The sequence below is a fragment of the Halorubrum sp. ASP1 genome (assembly GCF_005435135.1).
GTDB classification, from domain to species: Archaea; Halobacteriota; Halobacteria; order Halobacteriales; family Haloferacaceae; genus Halorubrum; species Halorubrum tropicale.
The window spans coordinates 1-444 of the sequence record NZ_SGUA01000063.1; the positions used below are offsets into that span (position 1 = coordinate 1).

The 444-nt window shown below is 68.7% G+C and carries 1 pseudogene; it reads left to right on the forward strand.

Features of this window, described 5'->3' with window-relative positions:
• Window positions 1-444: pseudogene (locus tag EXE48_RS18255) on the forward strand (tRNA (N(6)-L-threonylcarbamoyladenosine(37)-C(2))-methylthiotransferase); the annotation flags it as partial.

The following is a 444-nucleotide window of genomic DNA, read 5'->3' on the forward strand; positions in this document are numbered from 1 at the left end:
GCCCGATACCACATCGAGACATACGGCTGCACCTCGAACCGCGGCGAGAGCCGCGCCATCGAGAGCGCGCTCCGCGACGCCGGCCACTACCGCGTCGACGGGCCCGAGGAGGCCGATGTCGCCATCATGAACACCTGTACGGTCGTGGAGAAGACGGAGCGGAACATGCTCCGTCGGGCCAAAGAGCTGGCGGCGGAGACGGCGGACCTCATCATCACGGGCTGTATGGCGCTCGCGCAGGGCAACGACTTCCGCGAGGAGGGCATCGACGCCCAGATTCTCCCCTGGGACGACGTGCCGGCCGCCGTCACCAACGGCGAGTGTCCGACCCCCGGCCCCGGCGTCGAACCCGTCTTGGACGGCGTGGTCGGCATCCTGCCCATCGCCCGCGGCTGTATGTCGAACTGCTCGTACTGCATCACGAAGTTCGCCACCGGCCGGGTG